This window comes from Sulfitobacter guttiformis (genome assembly GCF_003610455.1).
GTDB lineage: Bacteria > Pseudomonadota > Alphaproteobacteria > Rhodobacterales > Rhodobacteraceae > Sulfitobacter > Sulfitobacter guttiformis.
On sequence record NZ_RAQK01000001.1, the window covers coordinates 2,250,380 to 2,274,543 of the forward strand.

General features: G+C 55.0%; 26 protein-coding genes and 1 tRNA gene. 14 read left to right on the plus strand and 13 right to left on the minus strand.

Going from position 1 to position 24,164, the window contains the following annotated elements; genetic code table 11:
• Positions 1 to 117 precede the first annotated feature (117 nt).
• The 3 genes from C8N30_RS10950 to C8N30_RS10970 form a co-directional block, all read right to left on the minus strand.
• Positions 118 to 897 carry an ion channel gene (locus tag C8N30_RS10950; protein WP_025061017.1) on the minus strand — a complete coding sequence of 260 codons (780 nt, stop codon included), beginning with the start codon at positions 895 to 897 and terminating at the stop codon, positions 118 to 120.
• 612 nt (positions 898 to 1,509) lie between these two features.
• Entirely contained in the window at positions 1,510 to 1,701 is a 192-nt protein-coding gene (locus C8N30_RS19485; RefSeq protein ID WP_025061019.1) for a hypothetical protein, read from the minus strand.
• Between the two features lie 484 nt (positions 1,702 to 2,185).
• Entirely contained in the window at positions 2,186 to 3,136 is a 951-nt protein-coding gene (locus C8N30_RS10970; protein WP_037967747.1) for a hypothetical protein, read from the minus strand.
• A gap of 989 nt (positions 3,137 to 4,125) precedes the next feature.
• On the opposite strand from C8N30_RS10970, the gene C8N30_RS10975 reads away from it, so the two are divergent.
• On the plus strand, positions 4,126 to 5,421 hold the full coding sequence (locus C8N30_RS10975; protein ID WP_025061022.1) for a hypothetical protein: 1,296 nt from the start codon (positions 4,126 to 4,128) through the stop codon (positions 5,419 to 5,421).
• 888 nt (positions 5,422 to 6,309) lie between these two features.
• On the opposite strand, the gene C8N30_RS19310 is transcribed toward C8N30_RS10975, so the two are convergent.
• The 4 genes from C8N30_RS19310 to C8N30_RS10990 form a co-directional block, all read right to left on the minus strand.
• Entirely contained in the window at positions 6,310 to 6,483 is a 174-nt protein-coding gene (locus C8N30_RS19310; RefSeq protein ID WP_170151168.1) for a hypothetical protein, read from the minus strand.
• Positions 6,480 to 6,884 carry a helix-turn-helix domain-containing protein gene (locus tag C8N30_RS10980; protein ID WP_025061023.1) on the minus strand — a complete coding sequence of 135 codons (405 nt, stop codon included), beginning with the start codon at positions 6,882 to 6,884 and terminating at the stop codon, positions 6,480 to 6,482. Before C8N30_RS10980 ends, C8N30_RS19310 begins: the two co-directional genes overlap by 4 nt.
• 330 nt (positions 6,885 to 7,214) lie before the next feature.
• Positions 7,215 to 8,834: a tyrosine-type recombinase/integrase gene (locus C8N30_RS10985; protein ID WP_025061024.1), complete on the minus strand. Its 1,620-nt coding sequence runs from the start codon at positions 8,832 to 8,834 to the stop codon at positions 7,215 to 7,217.
• Positions 8,835 to 8,925: 91 nt separating this feature from the next.
• Positions 8,926 to 9,000: transfer RNA gene (locus C8N30_RS10990), tRNA-Thr, on the minus strand.
• Between the two features lie 95 nt (positions 9,001 to 9,095).
• Between C8N30_RS10990 and C8N30_RS10995 the strand changes: the two genes are divergently transcribed.
• From C8N30_RS10995 to C8N30_RS11020, 6 genes are all read left to right on the plus strand, one after another.
• Positions 9,096 to 9,347 (plus strand): hypothetical protein, encoded by a 252-nt coding sequence (locus tag C8N30_RS10995; RefSeq protein WP_025061025.1) that lies wholly within the window; start codon positions 9,096 to 9,098, stop codon positions 9,345 to 9,347.
• Between the two features lie 3 nt (positions 9,348 to 9,350).
• Positions 9,351 to 10,622, plus strand: coding sequence for a UDP-N-acetylglucosamine 1-carboxyvinyltransferase (murA, locus tag C8N30_RS11000; RefSeq protein WP_025061026.1), 1,272 nt, complete (start codon positions 9,351 to 9,353; stop codon positions 10,620 to 10,622).
• Complete coding sequence (locus tag C8N30_RS11005; RefSeq protein ID WP_025061027.1) at positions 10,619 to 11,089, plus strand: DUF2948 family protein; 471 nt, start codon at positions 10,619 to 10,621, stop codon at positions 11,087 to 11,089. The genes murA and C8N30_RS11005 overlap by 4 nt, the downstream gene beginning before the upstream one ends.
• A 125-nt stretch (positions 11,090 to 11,214) precedes the next feature.
• On the plus strand, positions 11,215 to 12,516 hold the full coding sequence (hisD, locus tag C8N30_RS11010) for a histidinol dehydrogenase (protein WP_025061028.1): 1,302 nt from the start codon (positions 11,215 to 11,217) through the stop codon (positions 12,514 to 12,516).
• A gap of 102 nt (positions 12,517 to 12,618) precedes the next feature.
• On the plus strand, positions 12,619 to 13,098 hold the full coding sequence (locus C8N30_RS11015; RefSeq protein ID WP_025061029.1) for a UPF0262 family protein: 480 nt from the start codon (positions 12,619 to 12,621) through the stop codon (positions 13,096 to 13,098).
• A 3-nt stretch (positions 13,099 to 13,101) separates the two neighbouring features.
• Complete coding sequence (locus C8N30_RS11020; RefSeq protein ID WP_025061030.1) at positions 13,102 to 13,566, plus strand: arsenate-mycothiol transferase ArsC; 465 nt, start codon at positions 13,102 to 13,104, stop codon at positions 13,564 to 13,566.
• A gap of 52 nt (positions 13,567 to 13,618) precedes the next feature.
• On the opposite strand, the gene C8N30_RS11025 is transcribed toward C8N30_RS11020, so the two are convergent.
• Positions 13,619 to 13,978 (minus strand): hypothetical protein, encoded by a 360-nt coding sequence (locus tag C8N30_RS11025; RefSeq protein ID WP_025061031.1) that lies wholly within the window; start codon positions 13,976 to 13,978, stop codon positions 13,619 to 13,621.
• A 242-nt stretch (positions 13,979 to 14,220) separates the two neighbouring features.
• Between C8N30_RS11025 and C8N30_RS19315 the strand changes: the two genes are divergently transcribed.
• Positions 14,221 to 14,388 (plus strand): hypothetical protein, encoded by a 168-nt coding sequence (locus tag C8N30_RS19315; protein ID WP_156949532.1) that lies wholly within the window; start codon positions 14,221 to 14,223, stop codon positions 14,386 to 14,388.
• A 145-nt stretch (positions 14,389 to 14,533) separates the two neighbouring features.
• Here C8N30_RS19315 and C8N30_RS11030 read toward each other — a convergent pair whose 3' ends face one another.
• The gene (locus C8N30_RS11030) at positions 14,534 to 15,616 is read right to left on the minus strand and encodes a porin (protein WP_025061032.1); all 1,083 of its coding nucleotides are present in this window, start codon (positions 15,614 to 15,616) and stop codon (positions 14,534 to 14,536) included.
• Positions 15,617 to 15,891: 275 nt separating this feature from the next.
• Here C8N30_RS11030 and lepA point away from each other — a divergent pair, with 275 nt between their 5' ends.
• The 6 genes from lepA (at position 15,892) to C8N30_RS11060 (ending at position 20,680) form a co-directional block, all read left to right on the plus strand.
• The gene (lepA, locus tag C8N30_RS11035) at positions 15,892 to 17,691 is read left to right on the plus strand and encodes a translation elongation factor 4 (RefSeq protein ID WP_025061033.1); all 1,800 of its coding nucleotides are present in this window, start codon (positions 15,892 to 15,894) and stop codon (positions 17,689 to 17,691) included.
• Between the two features lie 120 nt (positions 17,692 to 17,811).
• On the plus strand, positions 17,812 to 18,366 hold the full coding sequence (locus C8N30_RS11040; RefSeq protein WP_025061034.1) for a hypothetical protein: 555 nt from the start codon (positions 17,812 to 17,814) through the stop codon (positions 18,364 to 18,366).
• A gap of 49 nt (positions 18,367 to 18,415) precedes the next feature.
• Positions 18,416 to 18,814 carry a hypothetical protein gene (locus C8N30_RS19185; protein WP_147419688.1) on the plus strand — a complete coding sequence of 133 codons (399 nt, stop codon included), beginning with the start codon at positions 18,416 to 18,418 and terminating at the stop codon, positions 18,812 to 18,814.
• Between the two features lie 199 nt (positions 18,815 to 19,013).
• A complete protein-coding gene (locus C8N30_RS11050) occupies positions 19,014 to 19,244 on the plus strand; it encodes a hypothetical protein (protein WP_025061036.1) in 231 nt (76 codons plus the stop codon).
• 23 nt (positions 19,245 to 19,267) lie between these two features.
• Positions 19,268 to 19,765: an alkylphosphonate utilization protein gene (locus C8N30_RS11055; RefSeq protein ID WP_025061037.1), complete on the plus strand. Its 498-nt coding sequence runs from the start codon at positions 19,268 to 19,270 to the stop codon at positions 19,763 to 19,765.
• An 87-nt stretch (positions 19,766 to 19,852) separates the two neighbouring features.
• Positions 19,853 to 20,680 (plus strand): beta-keto acid cleavage family enzyme, encoded by an 828-nt coding sequence (locus C8N30_RS11060; protein ID WP_025061038.1) that lies wholly within the window; start codon positions 19,853 to 19,855, stop codon positions 20,678 to 20,680.
• Here C8N30_RS11060 and C8N30_RS11065 read toward each other — a convergent pair.
• Genes C8N30_RS11065 through C8N30_RS11080 form a run of 4 tightly spaced genes read right to left on the minus strand, consistent with a single transcriptional unit; the run spans position 20,653 to position 24,117 of the window.
• Entirely contained in the window at positions 20,653 to 21,426 is a 774-nt protein-coding gene (locus C8N30_RS11065; protein ID WP_025061039.1) for a polysaccharide deacetylase family protein, read from the minus strand. The two genes, C8N30_RS11060 and C8N30_RS11065, sit on opposite strands and share 28 nt — an antisense overlap.
• Positions 21,423 to 22,559, minus strand: coding sequence for a glycosyltransferase family protein (locus tag C8N30_RS11070; RefSeq protein WP_025061040.1), 1,137 nt, complete (start codon positions 22,557 to 22,559; stop codon positions 21,423 to 21,425). Before C8N30_RS11070 ends, C8N30_RS11065 begins: the two co-directional genes overlap by 4 nt.
• On the minus strand, positions 22,556 to 23,140 hold the full coding sequence (locus tag C8N30_RS11075) for a histidine phosphatase family protein (RefSeq protein WP_025061041.1): 585 nt from the start codon (positions 23,138 to 23,140) through the stop codon (positions 22,556 to 22,558). The genes C8N30_RS11070 and C8N30_RS11075 overlap by 4 nt, the downstream gene beginning before the upstream one ends.
• Positions 23,137 to 24,117, minus strand: coding sequence for a glycosyltransferase family 4 protein (locus C8N30_RS11080; RefSeq protein WP_037967748.1), 981 nt, complete (start codon positions 24,115 to 24,117; stop codon positions 23,137 to 23,139). The genes C8N30_RS11075 and C8N30_RS11080 overlap by 4 nt, the downstream gene beginning before the upstream one ends.
• Between the last annotated feature and the right edge of the window lie 47 nt (positions 24,118 to 24,164).

The window sequence follows — 24,164 nt, forward strand, 5'->3', positions numbered from 1 at the left end:
TCCTACCCCCCCGCAAATTACATGAAACAGTGCAGACTTAGGATACAGCGATTTCTATTCGCGTCATTCCAATACTCGGCTGCAATGGCCAGAAATTAGCCGAAAATGCTGGCGCATTCACGTTCCAGCGTCGCCCTCTGTTTCAATCTTCAATGGCTCGCCACAGTGCTTGCAGTGAATTGCATCTGGCTCATGTCGGTTCAGGCCGCATTCCGGGCATTTATGCTTGATCTTGGACGGCTGGAAGATGGCGCGTGCCAATTGCACAAAAAGTGCAACGCCAACGACCATAATAAACACTGACAACAGCTTTCCGCCGGGTGTCGTCATGGTGATATCGCCAAAACCTGTCGTGGTGAGTGTCGCTACCGTGAAATAGAGCGCGTCTACGTAGCCGACGATGCCGGCCCCTTCATCGAAGGCCAGCACAAAGACGAACGATGTGGTCACGAAAATAAAGACGAATAGGTTTACCGCTGCAAGTATTGCGTCTTCGTGGCGGCGGAAGAATAGGCTCTCGCGCCGAAGGTCACTCAACAGGTGATATGCGTGGATCAGCCTCAGGCCCCTCAGCACGCGCAGGAAGGCGAGGTTCTCGGTGATCAGTGGCGCCAGCAGCAGTGACAGCACGACGACCAGATCCGCGAGGGTATAAATGCGCGTCAGTTCCCGGCGCAGGTTCTCTGAGATCCAGAACCGGGCCGCGAGATCCAGAAGTATGAGCAGGCCGAGCCCTGTGTTTAGAGCCGTCATGACCGGTGTGGCGGGTATTGCAGCTGCTGCGATGAAATAGACTATGGTCATCGCATCGAAGACGATAAGCCCATAGCGAAACCGTCGGGCACGCTTGCTTTGACCAGTATAGAGCAATCTGATTGTTCGGCGCAGTTCTTCCATTTGTGCAAGATGCCACAGGTTTGCGCTCGGCACCATCTGCAGAAACCAGGACATTCGTATGAACAAAATCTAGGTGCCCATATTGGGACAAGCTGGCGCCAACAATTTCTTGACCTGAGAGGAATGACATTCTTCTGTGGCGACTCAAGTTATAAGGGCGCAACAACCGAGTGCCGCAAACTATTTTCAATTCCGAGGGAAATTGAACGTTCGCTAAGTATGATCCCGAACGACCGTTCTGGCCGTTCCTGACACTGGCGCGGACGTGGGATAATGCTGCAGCATATTGCATTTGCGCCCTGGCGAATACCCGAGCTAAAGGTCGCAGGGATTCTAATTTTTCGAGCTGAAGCGTTTGATATAATATCAAAACTCTTGCCGCGTGCAGATGCAATTGCAAACCAGATTTATGTGGGTCAAACGGTAACCGGCGGGCTGATATATTCAGCGCTGAGGATGACTTCCTTAGATGCTCTCGTGCATGCCCTGAAGACAGGTTAGACCGGCGGCGATGCAACAGCAGGTAACTTGTTTGGAGACTTCAACGCGGGTATTCGCCATGCCGATATCGCGTTGATGATCCTCACAGCGCGGACATTTGTGCGCTTGCAGTCAAGATTCCGACTTTATGTTTGCGTCAGCTTCAATTTTTCGGCGTGCCTCTCGCAGCCGAGTAGTTTTTTCTTCACGCCTTTCGGTCTCGGTCTCTGTGATTTCTTTCGACGCGCGTATAGTCTTTTCCAACTTGGTTTCGGATCGCGGTTCCGCAGTGGTAAATACATCAGTCTTGTTCAGCTTGGCCATAGATCAATCTCCTTTGGTTTCCGGTGTGGATTGCATCTTTGCCCCTGAACTTCAATGAAGGCGCCGCCGGCGCTGGCAGGCATTGAGCCGCGTGTCTACGCTGCCCATACGGTGCAAATGACGAATACATGCTCGCCGTCACTGCACAAAGTTTCTGAAAATTGACCAAAATCCTTCCCGCACCGCAGCGTGTCCGCCCAGCCTGACGAGAAAGGCATTTGCGCGCCCATCAGGACATGACTTTTCGCGCGAGCAAACAGTTGTTTTTCAACAGAAGGGCGGGAAACGGACATTTGCTGCTTCAGCGAACAAGTGAGGGCGGCAAGCTGAATGCAGACATTCAACTGGTGCTGGCTTTGGCCTTATCGGGAAGATAGCGGCTTGGGCTTGAAGCGAGGCAGGTGTCGCACGGATTGCCTTCACAAGGTAACCAGAATTACATAATAAGCACTAGTCGCAGGATGTTGGCTCAAATACCACGAGTTCACTCATCCATGTATTCGTGTTCGTAATGGTATTCCCGAACAATTTCTTCAGGGTTGACATACTCCATAACATCGATCCCAAAATGATCTACGGCGTCCACTTCATCACGAGACACGAATTCATGCGGTATCTTGGCCGCGATCAACTCATCAAGCCCCTTGATTTCTAGGTTACAGATTTTGCACGCAAACACAGATGGGACAATCCTAGTTTCTTGATAAATCCCATCATCATCGAGGAGCACCGATGAACGACCGACAGGAGCGCCTCCAAGTATTCCGAGCCCCGCGCAAGATGGGCATTTGTGCGCCCTGATGTGGTGGCCCGTTTTCATCGTGGCGGAAGAATAACTAGGCGTATGTTCTTCTCGTTTCTTGGCCTGTTCGGCCTCTGGGAGGCGGTAGAAACGATCTTTTTGAACTTTGATCAGATCACGCACCCCCCGCGATCGATCTTTCGCCATTGCCGCGTGCATTTCACGGGCTTGTTTTGCATCCGAGGGCGTCAAAAGCTGTTCTAAATCATTACCAGTTTGGTCGATAACTCGGGCCAAAAAGGAAAGTAGAGACGGGACAATAGCGTCCAAATCCATTCCCTCAAACGCGGCTTCATCAGAGTGAAGCTCTCGGTTGCGAACGTCGACAAGCGCTTTTATGGCCTTTGCTTCTTCGTCAGAGATTTCGGGTATCAACCTGTGCAACCTGTTAAACGCAGTTATTAGGTCCACCGATTTCGGCGATTTGTTTGGCGTAACACCGACCGCGAATAGCAAGCTATCCTCATCAAACGCGGCGTTGAGCGCTGGATTAATGGAGCAGAGAACCCCTCGAATTGTAAACTCAATACAAAGCGCAACAGCAAGCTTGTGATCATTGCTGCCGCGCTCTCGGTTTGTTCCCCGAAGCCAGTATCCATGAGCTTTGGCGAAATAACTTTCAGATGACCACATTACCGTTTCCTCAGTGTCCAACGCCTTAGGAAGCCCGCATCGTGTTCTTCGCTTCTTCCACGGCCATGTAATACAGTGCGATTGTCGACCACTAGCAATGATGTCGTTTCCCAATCAATCACGACTGGTGCAATCGTTGGCTCACGTAGCCAAGAATGTATAGTGGCCGCAGATTGGTTTTTCGGCTTCATGGTGTCGTGATTAAAACGCAGCCTTAGCCCGCCCGCGGCAACAGTGCAAAATCTCGCGCCAAATGTTCGCCCCCCTCTATTGACCGCAAACTCAGCATTATTCGCTGCTGACCCTAAGGCTTCCAATAACTTGCCAGAAGGCCAAAGTAGTGTCGGTGCTTTGCGGCTTCTAGAGCCCCTCATTATCAGATAGTCTGGGGGATTGACCAAATGAGCTCCATCACTATGTGCCGGAAATTCTCCAATTCCATACACATTAGAGAGCGAATTCTGTCTCGCCGTGGAAATTCTTGGTTTCAAAAATGAATAGTGCGTGACATTGCATTCCAAGTAATCTCCGATCTTCCTGATCGACAATGTATCATTTGCGGCCCGTGAGAAGGAGACATATCCATTCCGTCGTAAGGGCTCTCCAATCTGCTCCACGATATTGAACTCAGCCATCCACCCAATCCCGCACACCGTAAGTTCAACTATCATTCAATTTTGCATACACGACGCACGGCAGCAATGGCGGACCGCACCGCAGTAGTTTGACAGGCGGCCGAAGGTCTGTTCTGGGCCGGAAGGGGCACTCAACACCAAGGGCGGGAAGCCGACTTTCGCTGTGGGTGAAGAAAGGGCAAAGTTGAAAGTGCATGCAGGCATACCGGTAAATCAGTCACCGGTGTTTATGCCGTGGTCGGCGGCTTCGTCTGCGGATTGATCCTTGGCATATTCGCACAGATCACCTTTAGCGGTTGCGTTTGTAAAAGATTTACTTAAAAATTCTTTTCCGCACGACAAGGAAGGCACCGCATGTCCCGTTGGTCTACAGATTATGAAGCTCACGCAATTCATACCACGGTAAGCCAAACATTAGAGTGGGCAAAAACTGAACATTCAGACGGCGATGCAGATTTTCAAAATGAGCGGCGACGTCTGGTGAAGGTGCTTGAGAACCTTCAAAGTATACTCGGAGGGATTGATCCTGAATTTGCTCCAAATAGTGTTTTGGAACAAGTGAACCAAATACTTCGTCACCAACACGTCTGGCAACAGTTAGAAGCACACAGCAGCAACCCAGCGATTCAACAGCTCCAGACGGCAAACAACCACATTACCCAACAAGCCCACATTATATACAATCTAGCAGCAATGTCGCGGTCTACAGAATCAGCACAGGTTATTCGCAATTCCGAAAATGCTTTTGAGTCCTTTGCGGAAGGCATCGAGACTAAGCGGACGGAAGTTGTTGATGAGATTAACAACCGAGCGGCTGAGTTGTCTGCACTGGAAGTAACGGCCCTCGCAGTGCAGCAACAGCTTGCTAGCTTCGAAACTTCTTTAGATGAAAAGCTGCTAGCTTGGCAAACTGAAACCACGAATACTCAGACAGAACAGCTTAAACAGTTCACCGACTCTCAGATTGAGAAAAAGAAGCAATATGAGGACCTTGTAACAGCCCTCAAAGAGCGCGCGAATACCGCAACTACCGAACTAACGACAAAATACACCGACCGGATGCAGGCGTTTGAAGACGCGTTTTCTGAAAAGGGTAAGGCCACGCTAGAGGATGTGGATGCCAAGCACAAAAGCGTCTTGAAAATCCATAACTTGGTTGCGCGAGATAGTGTGACTGGGGGTTACAAAAGAAATGCTGACGACGAGCAAAAGGCGGCTAATACATGGCGTTTGATCTCTATGGCTACATTGGTCGCTGCGGTTGCTTGGTTACTTTTGAAGTATCGTGTCGGATTTGAAGAATCCTACACAGGAATCTTGAACTGGCCAGATATCATGACTGCGGGTTCAATTACTGCAATCCTACTGGTTGCATCAGGATATGCGTCACGACAATCCAAATTGCACCGCCACAACGAAAGTAAGATGAGGTGGTTTGAGTTAGAAACCGCTGCGCTAGGGCCGTTCATTGCCGATTTGCCTGTTGAGCAGCAGCAGGAAATTAAGCGTGAATTGATCCGCCGTATGTTTGGTCAGCAACACGGAAAAGCAGATGGAAAACTTATTGCCGACGATGCAACTGTGAAAACGCTCGTTGAAACCCTGGCAGATGTTGCGAAGACGGCGGTGAACAAAATTTCCGGTAGTTAGCCATTCTTGAGGACTGCAAATATTGCGCTCTTATTCTTATGTCCGCTTCGGGGAGGCCGCAGCAGCGTCATGGATTTTCCTAAACGGCAGCTAAGGGCCGCAAATGAAATTTTATGGATGGCTTTTTCCTTTAACGATGCAGCGCAACACAAGGCAAGGTGGAGTCCCGCAGGCATTCACGACGACCCGTGAGTGCCGAGCTGACCAAATCTTCCTGCCGCAGCTCATCTCTTAGGTTTCGGCCCAGTCATTAAGCCCGCCCTGATCATCATCGTGTGCCCGCACCCGCGGTAGCGCATATTTGTTCTCTCTCTAGCAGCTGGCGCCCGCTTCCGAACCTGTCTATGGAATTTCTTAGGACGGGTGAGCACTGGGACTCGATGTAAGCGTTGTTAGGGCACGTCCTCGTATGCTTGTCGCTCTATTTTGCGCATACATGTAAGCCGACGCTCTGAAGCGCTTCGCTTTGGGCTGGCTTAAGCTAGAATCAACGGATCATGAGTGATGCGCGGGTAAAATTTCGAGCCAATTTTCCGCTTCTTGGGAAAAGTGCCAACTTATACTTGCGTTTTGCCTTTCTTTGTTGAGGTTTGGGTTGTCAGCTTGGCTCGGCTAAGTTGACACATCGCCCAAATTGGGCCAGCTAAGTTTACGTCCAAGTTGACGTAAGTTGACAACTAGGTTGACGTGAGTTGGCAGGTTTTAATTCAGATAACCTTACCTTTATTGTGACGGACCGAGAGAGTTCGCCATCATTTAATAGGGGCGCCGATGGCGATCCATTATTGGTTGTTAGCCGCCTGCAGCTTCTTTGGCTCGACAGCGTTCTTCGTTCAGAGAGCAAATCTCCGCCGCGGAGCCTCAGTATGGGACCTTTCAGACTTTACCTTAGCCGGAAGAGTGAGAATCCGAAAACACGCAGCGCAGGGCTTGGACGCGAGCAAGCGTCGGTGCTGGATCTGTATCCTCAGTGATCAGCCGCAGAAAGCCAACCCATGCACGCTCGTTCTCCGTCAGGTCTTCAAGCTCGGGATGGAAGATCGAAGCTGGGGCGCGGGTCATTTTCCAAAGATCCCGAGGATAGAAGACCTTGCACGCGATGTAAGCGTTGGGTCAGTTTCGCCTGAAGCTTCGCGTATCGCCTTTATCCAATCGACTTCGTTACGGGTGACGAGCGTCCCGAACACCTCCTCGACCACTGGGCGTGTCGTCTCATGACCAGACTGGAGCATCGCCATCCGGAACAGCCGCGCCGGGTCGGTATCCAACGCGCGCGCTAGATCAGTAACGCGGTCAAGTGCCAGCTTGGTCGTGCCGGCCTTGATCATCGACAGCATGTTTGGATTAATGAAACCTGCTTCAGATGCGATCTCGGCCTGGCTTTTGCGGGGCTTGAGTTCGATAATCCGGTGGGTGATGAATTTTGATAGCTTGGTGCCGCCATAGGGTTTCGTTCTCGCCATTTGTTCTTCTGCTTCTGGTAACCATGCAGCATCATTGCTGCTTGATTTACTTATAGAAGCGTAAAGCGTGGGACTGTCTTTGTTTGCAAAGCCGATCGCGCGGGTTCATAATTTGTCGCAAACAGTGGGGCCAATGGGACCAGAGACCTGAGAGATTCAACCGGCCGCTGAAATAGTCGGCGCGCAGTAACGTTATCCTGCATGTTGAGTGAATCTTGCCTTCGCTCGTCAACTAGGGTCTGAGATATTCGATCCACGCAGTCGCGTCCCGCTTATGTCCACAGCAATCTGGTTTGGGAGGTTGTGCCAAGTTCTTGCGATCAATGCTTCCTATTCCGACCCAACAACATAATCCGGAAGGCTGCCAATTGCGTTGATTTTGGTTAGCAGAGTTACATCTCCGTAGTGATCACCTGCGGTTCTTGATGCGTGTCCGGTGATCCCATCAATTACCCGATCTTCAATTCGTGCCTCTCTTGCGAATGTCTTGAAATGGTGTCGCCAGCCGTGGTTGGGCAGGACCCCTTTTACTGTGAGGTTGTTACGCGTCATCCACTTTCTAAGTTTTGCAGCACTTGCCTCTGCCGCCTTAAGTGCGCTTGCACCTGGCCTTGCCACATAAAACAGTGGCCCGACTGTCTGCCGGACGAAGGTATCAAAGCCCATTTTGATCAGCTGTGGGTGGACCGGCACATCACGGTATTCGCCGGTCTTGACGGTCCCTGCATCCGGTGAAATGCGCAGCACCATTGTTTCACCTTCCCACCTGACATCCTCCCGACGCATTTGCGTCATTTCAACAACGCGGGCACCGGTAAATGCGCAAAGCCATGGCACCCACCGGCGTGTTGCAATGCTCTGCGCAGGTTCGGCCCCATTTGCTTCAGTTCTTTGCTCGGATGATGCTGCCTTCAGGATGCGAACTGCCTCCTCTCGGGTATACCCCTTCTCACGGATACGGATATTCTTTGGCAATTCCTGTTTGACAGTTGCCGCTACATTTGTTGGCAAGATGTCATGCTCGACTGCCCAGCTCAGGACGGCTTGAATGCTACTAAGGTAGACCTTCTTGACTGTGCTTTGCGCCAGAGTATCTAATTTTTCGTCTCGCCAACGAACAATATCAGCTTTTGTGATTACCCGTGCATCGTTGTGACCCAAAAAGCGAATGAGATCGGTAATTACTGGCTGCCAGCGTTTTGGCAGACTCTTCCCCTTGCCAAGCTTTTGTCTACCGTTGAGATATTGGTCGAAGAGCGATTGTAGTGGGACGTTTTTTGCTGGGGCTTCTGGGGCCAGTGGGGCCGGGAGGGCCGTCTCAACCTGCAGAAGCGGCGGTATCGTTGGCGCAATGATGAAATCAGGTGCTGGCCGCCCCGAAAAGTCGCCCTCATCTCTCTCGGCTGCACGCGCCATAGCTTCGTATTCTGACCTGCACAGCGCCATGGCCAGCAGACGCCACTCGCGGGAGCCGAATTGTGCTTTTGTTCGTCCTAGATGCTTGTATCGCTTAACCCGTCCGACAACCAGGACGGCAAGCTTCCCGTCTTCCAGTAGTCCTGAGTAGCCGCGCTTGAGAAGTGTGGCCAACTGATCATCCACCCCTACCTGCGCATATAGATGCGTTGTTTCCCGAAGCTCCGTATCAAAGGCGAGCCGGTCCAGATAGTTGTCAGTAGCGATCTGCTGGATACTCCAAGTGTCTACCGGCGCTACTGGCGCGAGTTTTTTCTCAGCGGCATCCCGACATTGCTGTTCCGCCTCATCGAGTCTCATCTGAAGCACAGCAATCTCGATGGTGTGCTGTGCGATCGCTTTACGACGGTCACCGCCCAGTGCGGTGCGGAGTTCGGTTTTATTCCCAAGGTAAGGCCGCAGTCTTTCCGGCACAGAAATGCGGGAAAAGTAACGACCTTCGCGATCCAGAAAGTTCTTGATCTTACCCGCCACGATTCACTCCGTTCTGTTACGCGTTTTGTAACATCGAGACGGACAAAGCCCCATACGGTCAAGGGGATTAAATGATATCAGGGGGTTGTCATGGTGCTGTTGGGGAGGATTGAACTCCCGACCTCGTCATTACCAATGACGCGCTCTACCACTGAGCTACAACAGCGCCGATAGCGGGCTGAGTAGCGCCAAACGCCGCGCCGCGCAACCCAAATTCGCAGCTATCTGGACCCCGCCCCACAGCTGGGTTAGACAGGCGCCATGGCAAACAAAGAGCCCCCTCAAACACGCAACCAGACGTGCGATCCAACACCGGCTCAAGCCGCCAAATCCGCACATGCCGCGCGTAAGCAGGCACGCCTGTCCCAAGCGCTCAAGGCGAACATGGCGCGGCGTAAAGGTCAGGCGCGCGCACGTGCAGGCCAAACCGACGAGAGCGCACAGACAAGCACGGCCGAAACAGACACGCCGCAAACACGCACTGCGCAAGACACGCAACACAAGGAAACATAAGGCATGGACGCAATTCTGGTACGGGGCGGTGGACCGCTCAGTGGTACAATCCCGATCGCGGGCGCAAAAAACGCATGCCTAACCTTAATGCCTGCCACGCTCCTGAGCGAGGAGCCGTTGACCCTAACAAACGCGCCGCGCCTCAGTGACATCCGCACCATGACGCAATTGCTGCAGTCACTGGGTGCTGAAATATCTTCGCTACAAGAAGGCCGTGTGATCACCATGTCGAGCCATGGCACGATCAACACGCGCGCTGAATATGACATCGTGCGCAAGATGCGCGCTTCCAATCTGGTCCTTGGGCCGCTGCTGGCCCGCGAAGGCTATGCCGAAGTTTCCCTGCCGGGGGGGTGTGCTATCGGTGCGCGCCCTATGGATATCCACACCAACGGGCTGGAGAAAATGGGTGCAACCATCGACCTGCGCGACGGCTACCTGTATGCAAAAGCAGCCGGAGGCCGCCTGAAAGGGGCAGTGATTGATTTTCCTTTCGCCTCTGTTGGGGCGACCGAGAACATTATGATGGCTGCTACCCTCGCTAAGGGCACTACAGTGATTAACAATGCCGCGCGCGAACCGGAGATCGTCGATCTCGCTGATTGTCTGCGCCGCATGGGCGCCCAGATCGACGGAGACGGCACCTCGACCATAACCATTCAAGGCGTTGACCGCCTTGGCGCTGCGACACATCCTGTTGTGACCGACCGGATCGAGCTGGGCACATACATGCTGGCACCCGCCATCTGCGGCGGTGAAGTGGAGCTGTTGGGCGGCCGCCTCGATCTTGTTGGAGCATTTTGCGAAAAGCTCGACGCCGCAGGTATCGAGGTCACCGAAACGGACAAGGGTCTCAAAGTGAAACGCCGCAGCGACGGGGTGAATGCTGTCGATGTCACAACCGAGCCGTTCCCTGGCTTTCCCACCGACCTTCAGGCGCAAATGATGGCGTTGCTGTGCACTGCGACCGGCACCTCTACGTTGGAGGAAAAAATATTCGAGAACCGCTTCATGCACGCGCCCGAGCTCATCCGGATGGGCGCAAAAGTTGAGGTACACGGCGGCAAGGCAATCGTAACGGGCGTTGACAAGCTCAAAGGCGCCCGTGTTATGGCCACCGACTTGCGCGCTTCCGTTTCACTGATCCTCGCCGGTATGGCTGCCGAAGGCGAAACAAAAGTGAGCCGCGTCTACCACCTTGATCGGGGCTATGAGCATGTTGTCGCGAAACTGCGCGGTGTAGGCGCAACTATCGAGCGGATTAAAGACGAATGAGCCAGGATGCAAAATTCGAGGACGGGGCAGAATCCCCGCTAAATCTCGGCGCACTCACCGATGATGACCTCGCGGTGATCTCATCGCTGGTACAAGACGCGGTTTTCCCCGCTTCAGAAATGAAATGGGACAAGCGCGCAGGGCGCTTTGCGATACTGCTCAACCGCATGCGCTGGGAGGACAAGGGGGCTGACCGTCATGCACCCGAGCGCGTTCAATCGCTGCTTGTCTTCAATACAGTTCAGGCTGTTGCATCACAGGGTGTGCCTCAAGGAGACGCGGACACGGTCCTGTCCCTACTGCATACAGGCTTCGAGCAAACAGATGCGCCCTCTGGCCACATCACGCTGACCCTCGCCGGTGACGGCGCGATTCGTCTTACCGTCGAAGCACTCGACGTAGCGCTCAAGGATGTCACGCGCCCTTACACAGCGCCTTCCAAAAAACGTCCCAGCCATCCTGACTGACCGACCCTTTTTTCGTTTTGCTGACAAACTCAAATCTGCCTCAGGTACGGGCGCCAACGTCGCACCCCTCTTGAGGCCCGCACCAATCCCCGCTAACTCCTGACCCAACAACAGGAGCCAAAGCCATGCCCGTATTCCTTGACGCCACAGCCCCCGAATTCGAGGCGGCCTTCAACACGCTTCTGAATGCCAAACGCGAGGACAGTCCCGATGTCGATTCAGTGGTGGCAGATATCATTGCGGATGTGCGCGCGCGCGGGGATCAGGCGGTAATTGACCTGACTGCGAAATTCGATCGCATTACCCTGACACCGCAAACCCTGCGGATTACGGCGGACGAAATCGCGGCGGCTGTGGCGCAGGTGAGCCCCGAGGACAGAGACGCTCTGGAACTCGCCGCGGCACGTATCCGCGCATATCATACACGCCAACTCCCCGATGATGCCGAATGGACCGACGAGACTGGCGCAACGCTAGGCTGGCGCTGGTCCGCAGTCTCGGCCGCAGGTCTTTATGTGCCCGGCGGTTTGGCCAGCTATCCCAGTTCGGTTTTGATGAACGCAATTCCCGCAAAAGTCGCCGGAGTTCAGCGCCTTGCCATGGTTGTGCCTACGCCTGATGGCATCCTCAACCCACTGGTTTTGCTGGCTGCGCATATCTCCGGTGTGGATGAGGTCTACCGCATCGGTGGCGCACAGGCCGTCGCGGCACTTGCTTATGGCACTGATACGATCGCGCCCGTTGATAAAATTACCGGCCCCGGCAACGCCTTTGTCGCTGCGGCCAAGCGGCGCGTATTTGGCAAGGTCGGTATAGACATGATCGCAGGTCCTTCGGAAATCCTTATTGTTGCAGACGGCGATAATGATCCTGACTGGATTGCCCTTGATCTGTTGTCGCAGGCGGAGCATGACGAGAGCGCGCAATCGATCCTGATCACCACCGATGAAGCATTCGGCAAGGCAGTTGCTGATGCTGTCGATAAACGTCTGGAATCATTGCAGCGTGCTCATATCGCTGGCCCGTCGTGGCGCGATTATGGTGCGATTATTACTGTTCCTGACCTCGATCTGGCGGCAAAGCTCACTGACCGCATTGCCCCCGAGCATCTTGAGCTCTGCGTGGCCGATCCTCACAGCCTCAGCGCAAAGATTACCCATGCAGGTGCGATATTCCTCGGTCAGTGGACTCCCGAAGCAATAGGTGACTATGTGGGTGGGCCCAATCACGTTTTGCCCACGGCCCGGTCTGCCCGCTTTTCCTCCGGCCTTTCAGTACTTGATTTTATGAAGCGCACGACGTTGGCTCATATGACGCCAGCGGCCCTTCGCGCCATAGGTCCGGCCGCCGAGCGGCTGGCCAGATCCGAAAGCCTTGAGGCGCACGGCCTGTCGGTTACGGCACGTCTGCGCAAACTGAACGACTAGCACGCTACGTAAGCGGCTAGTTCAAGGGGGGGTGGATTGCCATGTGCGCTGCGCTGTCGTAATCAGCTGTGAAATCAGGCCTTACAAAAGGATGCGCCGCCGATGTCCCGCATCAGCCATATTAACCTCGATGATTCCGGTCTTCCGGCACCCACCCCCGAGATCGAGCAGGAGCGTCGCGTTGCGGTCTTTGATCTGCTTGAGGACAACACATTTGTGCTGCCCACACGCGCTGATAGGCCTGTACCACAAGGGCCGTACCACCTTCACCTCTCGATCCGCGACAAACGTCTTGTGTTTGATGTCGCCAATGAAAGTGCAGAGAAAGCAGCCGAATTCCACCTCTCGCTCGGACCCTTCCGGCAGGTCGTAAAAGACTATTTCCAGATTTGCGAATCGTACTTTGACGCGGTCAAAAAACTGCCTCCCGCGCAGATCGAAACGATAGACATGGCGCGCCGTGGTATCCACATGGAAGGATCCCGCGTGTTGCAAGAGCGGCTTGAGGGTAAGGCAGAGATTGATATTGATACAGCGCGCCGCCTTTTCACCCTTATCTGCGTTCTGCATTTCGGGGGCTGAGGGGTGACGCAAGAGCTGCCTCAATCAGTCCTCTTTTGCTGTGATCACAACGCCGTCCGCTCTCCCATGGCCGAGGGGTTGATGAAGCAGATGTACGGTATGGATGTCTATGTGCAGTCTGTGGGCGTCAAGAACGACCTCGAGATCGACGGCTATTCCATCGCGGTGTGTCAGGAACTTGGCGTAGAGCTTTCCCGTCACCGCTCACGTAGTTTCGACGAAATGGAGAATTGGGGCGATGATCTTAGCTCCTTTGATCTGGTCATTGCCCTCTCGCCAGCCTCACAGCGCCGTGCGCTTGAGCTGACCCGTTTTTTTCACCTTGATGTTGAATATTGGCCCATACTCGACCCAACTGGATTGGCCGAAGGGCGCGAGGCAACTCTCACGCAATTCCGTGCCGCACGCGACCAGATCGCCGAGCGTTTACGAAAACGCTTTGGTCCGCCAACTCAGTCACTGCTATAGGCGAAGACTGACTGGGCAGACCTGATTATAAGTTATGTTGAACGATCTGAGATCACACGCGGGAGCATAGCTGCTCGGCACTCTGTCCGAATGCCTTCCAGCTTGCCCAGAACGCATTGTCTGAGCTGCGGTCCGACTGACGCCATTCCTGAACCTTATGCGGATCCTTGAATGCTTTGACGCCGCGGCGTTGTTCGGAAGACGAAAGCTGCCGGTCTGCTACGGCCTGAACGCAACCACAGCGCGCTGCACTCGCTGCTTTGCGACCCTGTGCGACGCAGGCCTTCTGCAATGGGCCGGTCGCATAAAGTTGCACCGGCGTGTACGCCCCGCGCGTGGTATAACTCGATGCACCGCCGCCACAAGCGGCGAGAGTGGACAGCGCAACCAGCGCGAAAATCGTTGATTTCATAGTCTTTGCCTTTGTCTCGGGCCGCAGGTGGGTTTTCCCATTTTGGTGCGGCTATACCTGCTCTTTGAATATAATAGCACAAATGCAAGGCAGGGGGCAAATGGCGAGTAGGCATTGAAACAATCTGTAAACGCCAGTTCGCAGATGGACTGTCAGGTCATCGCCCGCTCATCCTGCGGTTCGATCACCATTTTGGCCGTTGCGTAAGAAGGCGAGGCATTGGCGACATTCAAGTCAGACAAATGACGTTATCCCCGAAGTCGGGATCGTCATCCGCAACTCCGATGATCGCTCACGAATCGCTGATCAGTGTGATGAAAAAGTATTTTCAGGTGTATGTCGCGGCTCTGCCTGACACCGTTAATCTGAAACGCCCGCTGCTGGTGTTCTGGCTCTCACTGGAAACATAAATATGGTAAGCTGCGGACAGCCCGTACCACCTTTTTGCTAGGCGCGGTTATGTGCAAAGACTATTTATGTTTTGATTAAATCTAATCGAAGGAGCCGCTACAAATCAATTGTGTAGCGGCTCCGGATCGCGCTTGGGTAAAAGCCTTAGAACTTCCAGCGTGCACCGACAAATGTTACGTCGACGTCATTAAAGGCGCTGCCCGCCGTATCAAGATCATAGGTCCGGTATGTTGCGTAAAGCTCGACGTTATAGGCATCGACCTTTTGCACCACGGCAATACCCACGGATTCTGAATCACTGCCTGAGAAGGCGAAATCCGACCCGCTGTAGTAATCGGCGGACAAATACGTGCGGCCAATGGACAGCCAATCGCGTTGTAGGCCCGCTTTTGCATAAACATAGTCTGTATCCGCTTCGCGCGACTGACCGGCAGCCAGAGCAAAACTCAGTCCGGTTGGTTCGTGCAGGATAGCGGCAGAGCCCAGCGTGAAGGCCTCGGCGCTGTCGCGGATCGAATGGCCGAGACGTGCTGCGACTTTATAGTTTCCATAGTCTTTGTTGTACGACAGGCCGAAATCATAGAATTCGTCATCATTGCCTCTGGCCAGCACCTCTTCCCCTGCCGAAACGGAAAAGCCGAAGCCGTTGTATTCCGGAGTGTCATAACGAACGCGGAAGCGGCGCCCTCCGTCAAAGGCTGAAAAGGCATTGCCGATGCGCGTGCCGGAAATTGAGCCGTCGGCCAGAGTCAGGGATTGATTAGCGGCAAGGTCACTGATGCCGGAGTAGGCAATAACGCCGGTTCCGGAGAAGTCAGCCTCGGCGGTGCCATCCGTTGCAATGCTGCCCTGCCCGAAGGAGAATGTACCGATCGTGGCGGTTTGGTAAACAAACTCCAGTTTGCGCAGTTCACTGCGACGGTAATCCAGATCCAGATCATTGTCCTCGCCATTGATGGAGCTGGATCCCGTCAAGCCGATCGCGCTTTCAAAATGAAACCGGAACTGAGCCCCGTTATCAAGATCACGGCGGAAAATGGCACCAACGCGCGAGTTGGAGTTATCATTATCTGTAACACCCGTCTCGGAACCGGTACCGTTATCCACGCTGATCACGCCAAGGTTCAGCTGACCGTAAAAGTCCCACTCGGGTGTGGTATCCTGTGCAGTAGCAAGTGAGGGAAATGCCAAAAGAGCTGGCACGGCAAAGCGTGTGATCGGGTGCATATGTCGTCCTTAATTCAAAGTGATAGGTGGCAGTTTAGTCCGCAGTCCCCCTATCTATTAACCCAGAGGAGTTAAACCGGAATTCACACTTGCGCACATCTGATCACCCTGATGTGAAGAGTGGTAATAACTTGCGTCAAAATGAGGTTTTCGTCTGGTCGCAAACCCTGGAATCAGCGGCGCGCGCAGCCGGTCCGGCACCTGCGCGCATGAGACGCTACCCATGGGCCATCAACCACCTTGACCGCTCCCCTAAACCCCTACATATCAGGTCTATGACACCACTTTCACACATCCGCAATTTCTCCATCGTCGCCCACATCGACCATGGCAAATCCACCCTCGCTGATCGCCTCATCCAAGAGACGAACACCGTATCGCTGCGCGATATGAAAGCGCAGATGCTCGACAGTATGGATATCGAGCGGGAGCGGGGCATCACGATCAAAGCGCAGACTGTGCGGATCAACTATACCGCCAAAAACGGTGAGGATTACGTCCTCAATCTGATCGACACCCCCGGCCACGTCGATTTCGCATATGAGGTCTCCCGCTCCATGCGCGCGGTTGAAGGCTCGCTGCTGGTTGTCGACAGCACACAAGGTGTCGAGGCACAGACCCTCGCAAACGTCTATCACGCCATCGACGCTGACCATGAAATCGTGCCGATCCTGAACAAGATCGACCTGCCCGCCACAGATTGTGACCGCGTGGCCGAGCAGATCGAGGATGTCATCGGCATCGACGCATCCGGTGCCATTCGCGTTTCCGCCAAGACAGGGCAGGGCATCGTCGAGACGCTCGAGGCGATCGTTCACCACCTCCCCGCGCCCAAAGGGACGCTTGATGCACCGCTCAAGGCGATGCTGGTGGACAGCTGGTATGACAGCTACCTTGGCGTAATCGTTCTTGTGCGCATTATGGACGGACAGCTGAAAAAAGGCGACCGCATCACGATGATGCAAAACGGATCGGTCCATCACGTTGACCGCATCGGTGTATTCCGCCCCGCGATGACCGAAATCGATGTGCTTGGCCCTGGTGAGATCGGCTTTCTCACGGCCTCCATCAAACAGGTCCGCGATACGCGTGTCGGTGATACGATCACGCATGAAAAACGCAAGTGTGACAAGGCACTGCCGGGCTTCAAGCCATCCCAGCCCGTCGTGTTCTGTGGCCTGTTTCCTGTCGACGCGGCCCTGTTCGAAGACCTGCGCGACAGCATCGAAAAACTCGCCCTCAATGACGCGAGCTTCAGCTACGAGATGGAAACCAGCGCTGCATTGGGCTTTGGCTTCCGCTGCGGCTTCCTCGGGCTGTTGCACCTCGAAGTCATCCGCGACCGGATCGAGCGCGAGTATGACATCGACCTCATCACCACCGCGCCCTCGGTCATCTATCACATCCACATGCGCGACGGCACCATGCAGGAACTGCACAACCCCGCCGACATGCCCGACCTCACCTTTGTCGACCACCTCGAAGAGCCGCGGATCAAGGCCACCATCCTCGTCCCCGACGAATACTTGGGCGATGTCCTCAAACTGTGCCAGGACCGCCGCGGCATGCAGATGGACCTCACCTACGCAGGCTCCCGCGCGATGGTCGTCTACGACCTGCCGCTGAACGAAGTCGTATTCGACTTCTACGACCGCCTCAAATCGGTGACCAAGGGCTATGCGAGCTTTGACTACTCCATGATCGGCTACCGCGAAGACGCACTGGTCAAAATGTCCATTCTCGTCAACGACGAACCCGTCGACGCCCTCTCCACCATGGTCCACCGCGACCGTGCGGAAATGCGCGGCCGCGCCATGGTCGAAAAACTAAAAGACCTCATCCCCCGCCACATGTTCAAAATCCCGATCCAAGCGGCGATTGGCGGCAAGGTCATCGCTCGTGAGACACTCTCCGCGATGCGCAAAGACGTCACGGCCAAATGCTACGGCGGCGACGCCTCGCGTAAACGCAAGCTGCTGGACAAGCAGAAGGCGGGTAAGAAGAAGATGCGGCAGTTTGGGTCGGTTAATATACCTCAAGAGGCATTTATCTCAGCACTGAAGATGGATGGCTAAGCAACAAAACCAGACAGCCGAAAGCTGACTGGATTTGTTGACGGTGGGAGGCAGCGTATTGCAAAGCAATGCGCATTCCCACTGGATGCGGGTTGAGTGCAGGGGTTTAGGCCGAGACTGATGGGTGATTCTGAAAGAACCAACGTTATTGTTGTAGGCGCTGGCGCCAGTAAAGAGTTCGAGCTTCCGACGGGAGCCGAACTGACTTCGATTATTCAAAAAGATCTGGACTTTGCGATAGACCGCTTTGGACACCTGTCCATAGGAAATGGAGATTGGGAGCTCAAACGTGCAATAGAAATACTTTCGAAGGAAACAAAAGTTCCGATCAACAGATATTATGGTGTTGCTCAACAGATTAGTCGCAACATGGCGTTGGCTCCTTCGATAGACAACTATTTGGACACCCATAAAGAGAACGAATATTTGGTGAAAGTGGGTAAGCTTGCGATTGCAAACGCAATAATTAAAGCTGAACGTGGAAGTACACTGACCATTGACGATAGTAATATCTATAATCGATTGGATTTCTCTAAAACAAAGAATACTTGGGCAGCAGTTTTTTTCAAGATTATTGCTGCAAAAAGAGATTATACAAGTTTTGTTTCAGCCCTCCAGAATATTACCTTCATATCGTTCAACTACGACAGATGCATCAAGCAGTTTTTTTTGTAGTGCCGCAGCCAGCTATTTCGAGCTTAATGACCAGCAAATAGAAGATGTTTTGACTGCGATTGAAGTGGTTCACCCGTATGGTTCAGTTGGTGAACTGCATATTTCACATGGACGAGTTGGAGGTTATGCGTTTGAAAGAAATGGAGCGGGAATCTACAGCGCATCGAATCGAATCCGGACTTTTACTGAGGGTGTTGCTGACGCCACTCTTTCAGAAAGAATAAAGGGTCCATTGAGAGATGCTGAGTTGGTAATATTTCTTGGGTTCTCATTTATTGACATCAACATGCAGATACTCATGCCTGAACGTGCTCGTGCAAAGAGAGTATTAGCGACCGCAATGGGTCGTTCCGAAGATACCAAGAGCGCGTTGAAGCACCAAATTGAACAGGAATTTACTAGATATAACAGAGGAGGAGAATCGGTAGAAATGTTCGAAGGAAAGTGATTTCAATTATTCTACGAGTTTGACCGCTATCTGGCCTGGTCTCAAGCTAACTAATGCCAATTCCCCAAGGGATTTGCCAGCGCCCGAACCGCCCCTACGGGGCGGGCGCTTCACACCCACCCCTCGGTTCGGGCGCGGTGCTCTTAATTGAAGATTGCTCTAACTGGCCTATCTTTGAAACAACCCAAACAGGCCCCCCATGCTCCACTTCGCCTTCGCCATCTACTCCATCGTCTTCTCCACCCTCTCGGGTGCGCTCGCCGTGGCCGTCATCGTCATGGGCTATTTCTCGTGGACCTCCATGATCGCCTCGCTGATTGTCGGCGCCCTCATCTCCCTCCCCGCCACATACGCCGTCCTCAAACAGATGGACTGGCGCAAACCTGACGAAAAACATGCAGCCAAGAAAGATTGGTGGTACATCCGGTAAAACTCCCCTGACTGGACGCCAATATGACCTGCCCCCTCTGCACCACGGACGCCCCGCTCATCGACACTCCCGTTACGGGCGGCCCCGATAACGCCAGCGTCCAGATTTGCACCCTCTGCGCTGATCCCCAAACTCCGCCTGACCACTTCCGCCCCATCGCCTCTACGATGTGGACCGAAGATGCAGCGCTTCAGGTCTTTGCCGCCCGCACCCTCAAACGCCTCGACACCGACTGGTCCCGCGATCTGCTCGATCAACTTTACCTCGACGAGGAAACGCAAGCGTGGGCCGATAACGAAGCCGCGCAAACCAATCACCGCGACAGCAACGGCGTCCCGCTCGCCACAGGCGATACCGTGGTCCTGATCAAAGACCTCAACGTCAAAGGCGCAGGCTTCACCGCCAAGCGCGGCACGGCTGTGCACCGCATCACCCTCGTCCCCGACAATGACGCCCACATCGAGGGCCGTGTCGAGGGCCAGCGTATTGTGATCCTGACCGAGTTCGTCAAAAAGCGGTAAACACAAATCTGCATCAGGCGGTGTACGAGCGGTGTAGAGAGCGTGTAGAAGAGGGCACGCGCCCCATTTGCCAATCCGGAGACCTCTATGACCCCCTGCATCCTTTGCGTCGCCATCACAGGCTCTGTTCCGACAAAAGCGGCCAACCCCGCCGTGCCGATCACCATCTCCGAGCAGATCGAGAGCACCCACGCGGCCTATGAGGCAGGGGCCAGCATCTGCCACGCCCACGTGCGCAACGACGACGAAACCCCCAGCTCCGACCCTGATAAATTCGCGGCACTGCAGGAAGGGATCAAGACGCATTGTCCTGATATGATTATGCAGTTCTCGACCGGTGGCCGCTCTGGTGCGGGGCATGAGCGCGGTGGGATGCTGTCGCTGCGCCCCGACATGGCAAGCCTCTCCGTCGGCTCGAACAACTTCCCCACCCGCGTCTACGAGAACCCGCCGCAGTTGGTCGATTGGCTCGCCTCCGAGATGCAAGTATATGATGTTAAACCTGAAATTGAATGTTTTGATCTGTCTCATATCCATAAGGCAGCAGAGATGAACCGTGACGGGCGCATAAAGGGCCAGCTTTACATCCAGTTTGTCATGGGGGTTAAAAACGCGATGCCCGCCGACCGTGAGACCTTTGATTTTTATATCAAAACCGTCCAACGCCTCGCCCCCGACGCGCTATGGTGCGCAGCGGGTGTCGGCCCTAACCAGATCATCCTCAACGATTGGGCCATTGCAGCAGGGGGTCACGCCCGCGCAGGCCTTGAGGATAATGTGCGGTGGGACAAAACCACGCTCGCCCCTTCGAACGCCGCCTTGATACAACGCGCTGCGGATCTGTGTGAGAAATACGAGCGCGCGGTTGCGACACCCGCCGAGGCCCGTCAGATGCTCGGATTGCGTCCCGTCTGAACAAGGGCCCCGATATCTGCGGGCACGGCACCTGCATCCAGTAGGACCCGCAGGACATCAGCGGTAAAATCCCAGACCTCGGCGCTATGAACGAGGTGATGTGTGAGCAAGCCCAATGGCTCGGTGCTGTCTGTCTGTCCCGTTCGTCGATCGCGCAGGGTGGCGGTGATTTCTGCAACGAGTACTTCAGGATCAACCAGCCCGCGATGCCCGCGCCAGAAAATGGGGTCAATATGCGTATTGATCTGCACCAACCCTTTGACGAGCGTCACAGTCGGGCGAGGACCAAAAGTAGACAGACCACAATATTTTGCTGACACGAGCGCCGGATGAAACTCTGCCGCCATTCTGTTCCAGGGCGGGACAAACAGGGGGACCAGTCGCGCGCCAAACTCATGGTCCAACCTTTTATAGGCCAGCTTGAGTTCGGCAAAAGCACCTTCACGCTGGTGACCGAATTCTGCATTTTTGGCCCCTTCGGGTGCGTGACTAATGTGTCGCCAGCCGTGAATAACAGGGACAAGCGCAGGACGGGACGCAAAGGCTGGCGCCAACGAAGGCGCGATCCTTTCAGGTATTACAGCGACATGCACGTTAACGCCTGTGGTGGCCGCCAGATCTGACAACAGGTCGAGCGCGGCCGTCGCCGCAACCGCATCATCATCACGCCACCACAGCGGAACGGGCAGTCCTGCGCGCCGGCACAAGGCTAGTTCCGCAGTGAGGGGAGACCAGTCAATTTTCACGTCATTTCTCTCCGTCTTGCACGTGTGATGGTAATTGTGCGCGCTGCCCCGTCGAAACGGATATCGCTAAAATTGCGGCGGGGCGCTGCCATCACGGCAGCAAGGGAACTGCACAGCGCCTCTCCCGTGAGGTCGGCCCGAGCGAGACAGGCAATACCTTCGCGGCTGGCCAATGCGCGTGCACGCAAACCCTGCTCGACTTCGCTGCCGTCATCAAAGGGAATGAATACCGCAGGTGTACCAGCCTGCAAAATATCGAGCGCGGTATTGTATCCACACAACGAGACCGAGGCGGCAGCGTGATGCAGCATCTGGCGAAAATCGGGACGAGTCTCTTCGATAATAACGTTATCGGGAGCTGTGCGCCTTAGATCCCGCATACGTTCTTGCGCGGTCGTGCCGCCGACGAGCAGGCGCATCGGGTTAGGCATCAACTGCGCAGCAGCAAGGGCCGCTGCATAAACCGGACCACCTACACTCCCGCCGCCGGCACTCACGATAATCTCACCTCTTCCTGCGTGGTTCGGGTGCGGCACTGCGACGGGAGGGGCAACAAAGCCGGTATAATGCAGCATGGGGCGCAGCACGTCAGAGACCGGCCAGCTCAGACCGAGCGGCATTACAGCCTCGTCGGAATGGACCAGCACCATGTCATAATTCGCGCGGACCATTTCATCGGCAAATATCGCCTTCTTGGGCTTGGACGGTGGTGCGAGGATATCGCGGATTGAAGCGCAGATCAGGGGGCGTCGCTGCATGGCTTTTGCCGCTTCCAGCAGAGCTGCAAATTCGACGCGCAGGATTCGGCGGCCAAATGGGAACAACTCGGTGATGAGAATGTCAGGCGCGAAATTATGGAGTGCTTCAAGAAGTTGAACGTGACGCGCTGTCATATGTTCTGCGGTCGCCTCCGCGCCGGTTTCGGTCAGCAGTCGCGAGAAATCAATGCCGTCGGATCGGACAGCCGGTAACTGGATTATGTTATCCTGCGGGCGCAGGAGCAGCGGCGCAGCAGTCCCGCCTGACACAACACAGGTCTCGTCGCCGGCAGCAGTAAAAGCACGCGAAAGGGTCAATGCACGCGCCAGATGCCCTGTGCCCAAAAGGTGGGTAACGACGATCATGACCTTCATGGCAACACGGGCTCCAGCCGGATCTGATCGGGCAGCAGCCGCCAGTCATGCCCGTCAATTTCGATGATGAAAAGGCGATTGCGTTTTACTGTGAATGGGGCAGGACCATCGAAGTTCCATCCCGTGGCATGTGCCATCAGCACCCGCATAACCCCGATGTGGCAGACGGCCACGACATCGTGCTTCAACGCCTGTGCCCACGGAAGCAGCCGCGCGCGCAATGCAGCTGGCGCCTCACCATTTGGCGGAGCATATTCCCAGCCCCAATGCTCGATATCGCGGTGATCGCAGGTATGATCATCGCGCAAATCCTGTGCCAATCGCCCCTCCCAATCGCCCCAGTTCATTTCGATTAGTGCGTCATCCTTGCGTGGGTTGCGGCCACTGACCAGTGCTGCAGTATGGCTGGCACGCTCCAGCGGGCTTGACCATAGTTCGGCGTGATCCCAAGGGGCCGGCAGGCGCTGTGCGCCAAGCTCGACAACGGCGGCGGCGTCCAGCGGTATGTCGCTGCGCCCCTGTACGCGACCGGCACGGTTCCACGATGTATGTCCGTGGCGCAGAAGGGCAAGGCGGATCATGCGGCACCGACCAGTGCCAAGCCTGCGCGCAGAGTATCTGCCGCAGCTGGAAGGAGATGATGCGCAGTAATATGCGTGCGGATCCTCTGACGGGATGGCGGCTTTGTCCGCGCAAGCTCAGCAAGCCCTGCAGCCCCGCTTTCAACGCTTGGATAGGCTTGCGGGAAAAGTACATCACGCACGCCATCGCGGTCTTGGGCAATGACCGGAAGGCCATGCGCCTGCGCTTCAAGGTAGGTAATGCCGAATGCTTCGTCCACACCGGGCCAGATGAGCGCCCCCGCGCGGCGGTAGGCTTCGTCGAGTGCGGCGGCCTCCAATTCACCGAGGAACCTGACACGGTCTCCGAAAGGCGCCATTGCTGCGATTACCTGAGGGCGGGCCGGGCCATCCCCCGCAATTTCGAGCTTTGTTGTGTCGGGCAACAGGGCAAGCGTTTCGGCAATGAGTAGGTAGGAAGGCAGCTTGGCTGCGGCACGCATCATTCCCACAGCCAGCAAATGGGTGCCTGTGGACCTCGCGGGCAATTCCATGCGCGGCAAAAAAGGATGCAGGTGCACCAATTGCTGCTCCGCGGGAGCATATGCGGACAGGGCTTCAAGGTCACGCTGAGTGACATAGAATATGAGGTCCGCTGCGTCACACGCAGCCTCTGCCGCCTGCGCGAACCTGTCCCAAGGTCCCCCCAGCCGCTTGCGTGCGCGCGTTGCCTCGATCAGCAGGTACGGGATTCCAAGCGTGCGGGCGACCGAAGGTCCAATCAGGTCGGGCGCTTTGTAATAGCTGTGATAGGTGACCCATGCCTGCCATTTCGCGGCGCGGCCCTGTGTCACAATGGTGGGGATTAGAGCATTTGCCTCTTCGACCAGACGCATCTGTCTCGCATCGTCCCCAACGCCGTCACGGCTGCGTAGGGTCGCTGCCAGATCCACCTCCGCCCCCAGATGCCCGAGGGCAGCTATCAACGCCCGCGCCATCGCACGATCTCCTGATGGCACAGGGTCATGCGGCGGTTTCAAGGGCG

What these genes read in the sequence shown, in the direction of transcription:
- C8N30_RS10950 (WP_025061017.1), bottom strand. Translation starts at nt 897, where the DNA reads ATGGAAGAACTGCGCCGAACAATCAGATTGCTCTATACTGGTCAAAGC.
- C8N30_RS19485 (WP_025061019.1), bottom strand. Translation starts at nt 1,701, where the DNA reads ATGGCCAAGCTGAACAAGACTGATGTATTTACCACTGCGGAACCGCGA.
- C8N30_RS10970 (WP_037967747.1), bottom strand. Translation starts at nt 3,136, where the DNA reads ATGTGGTCATCTGAAAGTTATTTCGCCAAAGCTCATGGATACTGGCTT.
- C8N30_RS10975 (WP_025061022.1), top strand. Translation starts at nt 4,126, where the DNA reads ATGTCCCGTTGGTCTACAGATTATGAAGCTCACGCAATTCATACCACG.
- C8N30_RS19310 (WP_170151168.1), bottom strand. Translation starts at nt 6,483, where the DNA reads ATGACCCGCGCCCCAGCTTCGATCTTCCATCCCGAGCTTGAAGACCTG.
- C8N30_RS10980 (WP_025061023.1), bottom strand. Translation starts at nt 6,884, where the DNA reads ATGGCGAGAACGAAACCCTATGGCGGCACCAAGCTATCAAAATTCATC.
- C8N30_RS10995 (WP_025061025.1), top strand. Translation starts at nt 9,096, where the DNA reads ATGGCAAACAAAGAGCCCCCTCAAACACGCAACCAGACGTGCGATCCA.
- murA (WP_025061026.1), top strand. Translation starts at nt 9,351, where the DNA reads ATGGACGCAATTCTGGTACGGGGCGGTGGACCGCTCAGTGGTACAATC.
- C8N30_RS11005 (WP_025061027.1), top strand. Translation starts at nt 10,619, where the DNA reads ATGAGCCAGGATGCAAAATTCGAGGACGGGGCAGAATCCCCGCTAAAT.
- hisD (WP_025061028.1), top strand. Translation starts at nt 11,215, where the DNA reads ATGCCCGTATTCCTTGACGCCACAGCCCCCGAATTCGAGGCGGCCTTC.
- C8N30_RS11015 (WP_025061029.1), top strand. Translation starts at nt 12,619, where the DNA reads ATGTCCCGCATCAGCCATATTAACCTCGATGATTCCGGTCTTCCGGCA.
- C8N30_RS11025 (WP_025061031.1), bottom strand. Translation starts at nt 13,978, where the DNA reads ATGAAATCAACGATTTTCGCGCTGGTTGCGCTGTCCACTCTCGCCGCT.
- C8N30_RS19315 (WP_156949532.1), top strand. Translation starts at nt 14,221, where the DNA reads ATGACGTTATCCCCGAAGTCGGGATCGTCATCCGCAACTCCGATGATC.
- C8N30_RS11030 (WP_025061032.1), bottom strand. Translation starts at nt 15,616, where the DNA reads ATGCACCCGATCACACGCTTTGCCGTGCCAGCTCTTTTGGCATTTCCC.
- lepA (WP_025061033.1), top strand. Translation starts at nt 15,892, where the DNA reads ATGACACCACTTTCACACATCCGCAATTTCTCCATCGTCGCCCACATC.
- C8N30_RS11040 (WP_025061034.1), top strand. Translation starts at nt 17,812, where the DNA reads ATGGGTGATTCTGAAAGAACCAACGTTATTGTTGTAGGCGCTGGCGCC.
- C8N30_RS11050 (WP_025061036.1), top strand. Translation starts at nt 19,014, where the DNA reads ATGCTCCACTTCGCCTTCGCCATCTACTCCATCGTCTTCTCCACCCTC.
- C8N30_RS11055 (WP_025061037.1), top strand. Translation starts at nt 19,268, where the DNA reads ATGACCTGCCCCCTCTGCACCACGGACGCCCCGCTCATCGACACTCCC.
- C8N30_RS11060 (WP_025061038.1), top strand. Translation starts at nt 19,853, where the DNA reads ATGACCCCCTGCATCCTTTGCGTCGCCATCACAGGCTCTGTTCCGACA.
- C8N30_RS11070 (WP_025061040.1), bottom strand. Translation starts at nt 22,559, where the DNA reads ATGAAGGTCATGATCGTCGTTACCCACCTTTTGGGCACAGGGCATCTG.
- C8N30_RS11075 (WP_025061041.1), bottom strand. Translation starts at nt 23,140, where the DNA reads ATGATCCGCCTTGCCCTTCTGCGCCACGGACATACATCGTGGAACCGT.
- C8N30_RS11080 (WP_037967748.1), bottom strand. Translation starts at nt 24,117, where the DNA reads ATGGCGCGGGCGTTGATAGCTGCCCTCGGGCATCTGGGGGCGGAGGTG.